Source organism: Streptomyces sp. CO7, from assembly GCF_053474865.1.
Window position 1 is genome coordinate 571,434 of the sequence record NZ_JBRIOU010000003.1, and the last position, 4,440, is coordinate 575,873.

Here is a 4,440-nt window from a genome sequence, read left to right on the forward strand (position 1 = left end):
CCCCGGGCGAACCGTCACCCGTGCGGCGGAACCGGAAGGGCCGCGCACCCCCGCACGCGGCAGCCTGGGGACGTACTCCACCCCCGGGAGGCGCGATGACCCCCCGCCGCACCACCCCCGCGGCCCTGACCGCCGCCGCCCTCGCCGTGCTCGCCCCCGCCGCCCCGACCCCCGCCTCCGCGGAGGCCGGCGCCGACTGCACCGTGAAGGTCACCGGCTCGACGGTGACCGCCCACTGCCACAACCCCAACTCCCGCACGGACCGCGTCCGCCTCCACGTCGAATGCGCCCGCTGGTGGGACGTCGACACCGACGGCGCCCCCGCCGACATCACCCCGGCCCGCGCCGCCGACCTCACCGGCCGCTGCTGGAAGGAGGTCACCTCGGCCTGGGTCAGCCACCGCCCGCTCTGAGACGTCACAAGGCGAACATCGACCCGGCCCGGCCGGCAGGACTCCGTACCGCCCGCTACCAGGAACCGAGGTCCGACGACGTCCACCGCTGCGGGCTGATCCGCAGCACCACCGACTCCTCCACCGCCGCAGGCGACGCCAGGTACCCCTCGAGCGCCGCCCCGGACAGGTACCGCCCCGCGATCTCCCGCACGTGCTCCGCCGTCGCGGTGAGCGACTCGACGACCGGCCCCTCCACCGACACGTACCGCACCGTCGGCGTCAGCCGCTGCACCAGCAGCGAGAACCGCCCCGTCTCGGCGATCAGCGCCGCCTTGCGCGAGTCGCGCCCGGTCAGGATCCACGGCAGCCCGCCCGGCTCGTACCCGTACCAGAGCGGTACCAGCAGCGGCCCCCTCCCCGGTCCCGCCGCCACACCCAGCGTCGCCGTCAACGGCTCCGACAGGAACGCCTCACGTTCGTCCTTGGTAAGCGCCATACCTCGACCGTAGAACCCGCCGGCCGCTTCCGCCGTCCGACCGCTTCCGCCGCCCGGCCGCTTCCGCCGTCCGACCGCTTCCGCCGCCAGAGCTGTCGGTCAGTCCGCGCGCCCCGGACGGCAGGACAGCGGGTAACTCGCCGCCTCCCGCGCCGCCGTCTCCGCGTCGCCGTCCCGGATCGCCTCCACCAGCGGAGCGTGGTCCATGTACGTCTCCGGGGTGAGAGCAGCCCCCACGTCCCCGCGCAGCCACTCCCGCAGCACCTCGCCGAGGTCCGCGTACAGCGCGGTCATCACGTCGTTGTGGGACGCCGCGACCACCGCCATGTGGAAGCCGGTGTCGGCCGTCACGAACGCCTCGATCTCCCCGGACCGCCACGCCTCCTCCCGGCGCGCCAGCAGCGCCCGAAGCTGCCGCAGGTCCCGCTCGGTGCGCCGCTCGGCGGCCAGCGACGCGGCGCTCGCCTCCAGGGAGGAGCGCAGCTCGGCGACGTGCCGCGGATCGGCGTCCGCGAAACGGCGGTGCATCACGCCCGCCAGCTCGCTGGTGGCCACCACGTAGGTGCCCGACCCCTGCCGGATGTCCAGCAGACCGTTGTGCGCGAGCGCCCGCACCGCCTCGCGGACGGTGTTGCGGGCCACGCCCAGCTGCTCGACCAGTTCGGGCTCGGTGGGGATCCGCGAGCCGACGGGCCACTCGCCGGAGGTGATCTGCGTTCGCAGGGCCGCGATGACCTGTTCGGACAGTGCCGAGCGACGGGGGTGGGTCAAAGGCATGGCACACCTTCGCACGAGGCGGGCCGGCCGGGAGCCGGACGGACTGGACAGCCAATCATCCCATGATTCTATGATGGTCGTATGTCTGATGGGCGCACTGCCTCACGCGAGGCGACCGAGATCCCGGCCCGGCGGCCGGTCACCCCGAGCGGCGACGCTCCCGCCGCGGCCCCGGCCTGGCGCACCCAGCTGCTGGTGGCCGCCGTCGTGCTGGCGGCGCTCAACCTGCGCCCCGCCGTCACCAGCCTCGGCGCCCTGCTCGAGGAGGTCCGCGACGGCTTCGGCATGAGCGGTTCGGTGGCCGGACTGCTCACCTCGGTGCCCTCCCTCTGCTTCGCCGTCTTCGGCGTCGCCGCGCCCCGCCTGGCCCGCCGTTTCGGCGCCGCCGCGGTGGTCTGCGCCGGTATGGCCGCCGTCGCGGCGGGACTGCTGATCCGCCCCTGGGCGGGTTCCACCGCCGGGCTGCTCGGCGCCACCGCGCTGGCCCTGATGGGCATCGCCGTCGGCAACATCCTCATGCCGGTCATCGTCAAGGAGCGGTTCCCCGACCGTGTGGGGCCCATGACCGGCCTCTACTCGATGGCCCTGGCCCTCGGCACCTCCTCGGCCGCCGCCTTCACCGTGCCGCTGACCGGCGCCCTCGGCGGCGACTGGCGCCTGGGCCTGGCCGCCTGGTCGCTGCTCGCCGGTGCCGCCGTCCTCGCCTGGCTCCCGCTGGTACGCGACCGGGCCGCCGGCACCGGTCGTCTGCGCCTCCGCGGCCGTTCGGGCGGAACCCGCGGTGGTCCCGCGGCGCGGGGCGGCGCCGGTGCGACGGCTCCCGCCGCGGCCCGCCCGCCGATGCGCAGCATCACCCGCAGCCGCACCGCCTGGGCCCTCGCCGTCTTCTTCGGCCTCCAGGGCACCTGCGCCTACGTCACGATGGGCTGGCTCGCCCAGATCTTCCGCGACGCCGGCGTCTCCGCCGGGACGGCCGGGGTGCTGCTCGCCGTCAGCATGGTGATGGGCGTCCCGCTCTCCTTCGTCATCCCCCGGCTGGCCGCCCGGCTGCCCCATCAGGGCCCGATGGTCGTCGCCCTGGGCATCAGCGGGCTCGCCGGCTACGCCGGACTGATCATCGCCCCGGCGGCCGGAGCCTGGCTCTGGGCGCTCCTGCTGGGCATCGCCAACTGCGCCTTCCCGCTCGCCCTCACCATGGTCGGCATGCGCGCCCGGACCGGCGAGGGCGTGGGCCGCCTCTCCGCGTTCGCCCAGAGCACGGGCTACCTGATCTCCATCCCCGGCCCGGTGCTGGTCGGCGTCCTCTACCAGCACAGTGGCGGCTGGGGCCTGCCGCTCTCGCTGATGGCCGCCCTGATGATCCCGCAGATGCTGTTCGGCGTCCTGGCGGGCCGGAACAGCACGATCGAGGACGAACTCGCCCCTCGCGAGGAGCCGGCGACCGCCGCGACCCGCTGACGCCCCGGTCGAAGGCGGGTCCCGCCGGGATGGGAGACTGGGGCCATGGTGCTCGACCCGAACCCCCAGAACGGCCAGAAGAAGCTGCTGCTCGTCCTCGGCTCGTTCCTGCTCATCATGGTGATCATCGGCGTCATCGCCACGATCGCCGCCCCCTGACCGGACCGCCTCCGACGGACCGCCCCTGACCGGGCTGCCCTCTGACCGGGCTGCCTTGGACCGGACCGCCCCTGACCGGGATGCCCGGCCGACCGCGGCCTCCGGGCCGCCCGTGGCCGTGACCTGCCCCGGCCGGTCCCGCCATGGCCTCCCGCGCAGCCGGGGGTGGGGCTGTCCCCACCATCCCCTAGGGGACGGTCCTCAGGGTCGAATGGGTGGATCACCGGATGTGACGCGGGGCCCCCGGTGCGTAGCGTCGAGGACGTGGCCCTGGGAAGGCCATCGGCCCGACGAGGGCTGGGACGCGCCCTACAGCATCCGGAGGCATCATGCCGGTCCGTACGACGACCTCCTGCCCCGCTCCGGCGGCGGGCGACGGCGCAGCCGCGAGGCTGCCCTGGTGGGGCGTGGTCCTGCCGGTGCTCGCCTTCGTGTCGCTGCTCCTTCTGGTCTCCGACCCGGCCGCGGGCCCGGGCCCCGGGGACCTGTTCACCCGGCTGGCGCAATTCGCGGGCCGCTGAGGCTCTCCTCCGCCCCGGTGCGGTGACGCCTGCCAACTCCCTGCGACGTGCCGCCTTTTTCATGCCAAGCTGGGATCCATGAGCGTCGCAGAACCCCGCACGATCGTCCTCTTCCGGCACGCCAAGGCCGACTGGCCCGAGGTCGCCGACCACGAACGGCCGCTCGCCGAGCGGGGGCGCATGGACGCCCCGGTCGCCGGGCGCAAGCTCGCCGACTCCGGCGTCCCCCTCGACCTGGCCCTGTGCTCCACCGCCGCCCGCACCCGTGAGACGTGGAAGCTCGCCGTCCACGAGTTCCCCCGGCGGCCCCGCACGGTCTACGAGGAGCGGATCTACGAGGCGACGCCCGGCCAGCTCGTCGCGGTGCTGAACGAGACGCCCGACGAGGTGCGCAACGTCCTCATGATCGGCCACAACCCCGGCATGCACGGGCTCGCCGAGGTGCTCGCCGGCTCCGCCGAGGGCGACGCCCGGGACCGCATGGTCCGGCGCGGCTTCCCCACCGCCGCCTACGCGGTGCTCACCTTCAACGGTTCCTGGAAGACCCTGGAGCCCGGCGTGTGCACGCTCAGCGACTACTGGGCGCCCTCCAAGTGACCGACGGCGCGCCGCGCGGGGCACCTGCCCGGCGCGG

Annotated in this window: 7 protein-coding genes; 5 read left to right on the plus strand and 2 right to left on the minus strand. The window is 74.7% G+C overall.

All coding sequences use genetic code 11. The features are described 5' to 3' along the window. Window positions 1-95: 95 nt before the first annotated feature. Window positions 96-413, plus strand: coding sequence for a hypothetical protein (locus tag ACOV8S_RS12585; RefSeq protein WP_448317866.1), 318 nt, complete (start codon window positions 96-98; stop codon window positions 411-413). Between the two features lie 55 nt (window positions 414-468). Here ACOV8S_RS12585 and ACOV8S_RS12590 read toward each other — a convergent pair whose 3' ends face one another. Together ACOV8S_RS12590 and ACOV8S_RS12595 are read right to left on the minus strand one after the other, a co-directional pair. Next, entirely contained in the window at window positions 469-891 is a 423-nt protein-coding gene (locus ACOV8S_RS12590; RefSeq protein WP_448317868.1) for a pyridoxamine 5'-phosphate oxidase family protein, read from the minus strand. Window positions 892-990: 99 nt separating this feature from the next. Beyond that, window positions 991-1,668 carry a FadR/GntR family transcriptional regulator gene (locus ACOV8S_RS12595; protein WP_448317870.1) on the minus strand — a complete coding sequence of 226 codons (678 nt, stop codon included), beginning with the start codon at window positions 1,666-1,668 and terminating at the stop codon, window positions 991-993. Between the two features lie 81 nt (window positions 1,669-1,749). On the opposite strand from ACOV8S_RS12595, the gene ACOV8S_RS12600 reads away from it, so the two are divergent. The 4 genes from ACOV8S_RS12600 (at window position 1,750) to ACOV8S_RS12615 (ending at window position 4,403) form a co-directional block, all read left to right on the plus strand. Further along, window positions 1,750-3,126, plus strand: a complete 1,377-nt coding sequence (locus ACOV8S_RS12600) for a CynX/NimT family MFS transporter (protein WP_448317871.1) — start codon at window positions 1,750-1,752, stop codon at window positions 3,124-3,126. 45 nt (window positions 3,127-3,171) lie between these two features. Further along, a complete protein-coding gene (locus tag ACOV8S_RS12605) occupies window positions 3,172-3,285 on the plus strand; it encodes an SGM_5486 family transporter-associated protein (RefSeq protein WP_290429745.1) in 114 nt (37 codons plus the stop codon). A 329-nt stretch (window positions 3,286-3,614) separates the two neighbouring features. After that, complete coding sequence (locus ACOV8S_RS12610) at window positions 3,615-3,806, plus strand: hypothetical protein (protein ID WP_448317872.1); 192 nt, start codon at window positions 3,615-3,617, stop codon at window positions 3,804-3,806. Between the two features lie 78 nt (window positions 3,807-3,884). After that, the gene (locus ACOV8S_RS12615; RefSeq protein ID WP_448317873.1) at window positions 3,885-4,403 is read left to right on the plus strand and encodes a SixA phosphatase family protein; all 519 of its coding nucleotides are present in this window, start codon (window positions 3,885-3,887) and stop codon (window positions 4,401-4,403) included. Window positions 4,404-4,440 lie beyond the last annotated feature (37 nt).

Bases quoted from the DNA above. Each gene is read 5' to 3' on its own strand.
- ACOV8S_RS12585 (WP_448317866.1), top strand. From the start codon at position 96: ATGACCCCCCGCCGCACCACCCCCGCGGCCCTGACCGCCGCCGCCCTC.
- ACOV8S_RS12590 (WP_448317868.1), bottom strand. From the start codon at position 891: ATGGCGCTTACCAAGGACGAACGTGAGGCGTTCCTGTCGGAGCCGTTG.
- ACOV8S_RS12595 (WP_448317870.1), bottom strand. From the start codon at position 1,668: ATGCCTTTGACCCACCCCCGTCGCTCGGCACTGTCCGAACAGGTCATC.
- ACOV8S_RS12600 (WP_448317871.1), top strand. From the start codon at position 1,750: ATGTCTGATGGGCGCACTGCCTCACGCGAGGCGACCGAGATCCCGGCC.
- ACOV8S_RS12605 (WP_290429745.1), top strand. From the start codon at position 3,172: ATGGTGCTCGACCCGAACCCCCAGAACGGCCAGAAGAAGCTGCTGCTC.
- ACOV8S_RS12610 (WP_448317872.1), top strand. From the start codon at position 3,615: ATGCCGGTCCGTACGACGACCTCCTGCCCCGCTCCGGCGGCGGGCGAC.
- ACOV8S_RS12615 (WP_448317873.1), top strand. From the start codon at position 3,885: ATGAGCGTCGCAGAACCCCGCACGATCGTCCTCTTCCGGCACGCCAAG.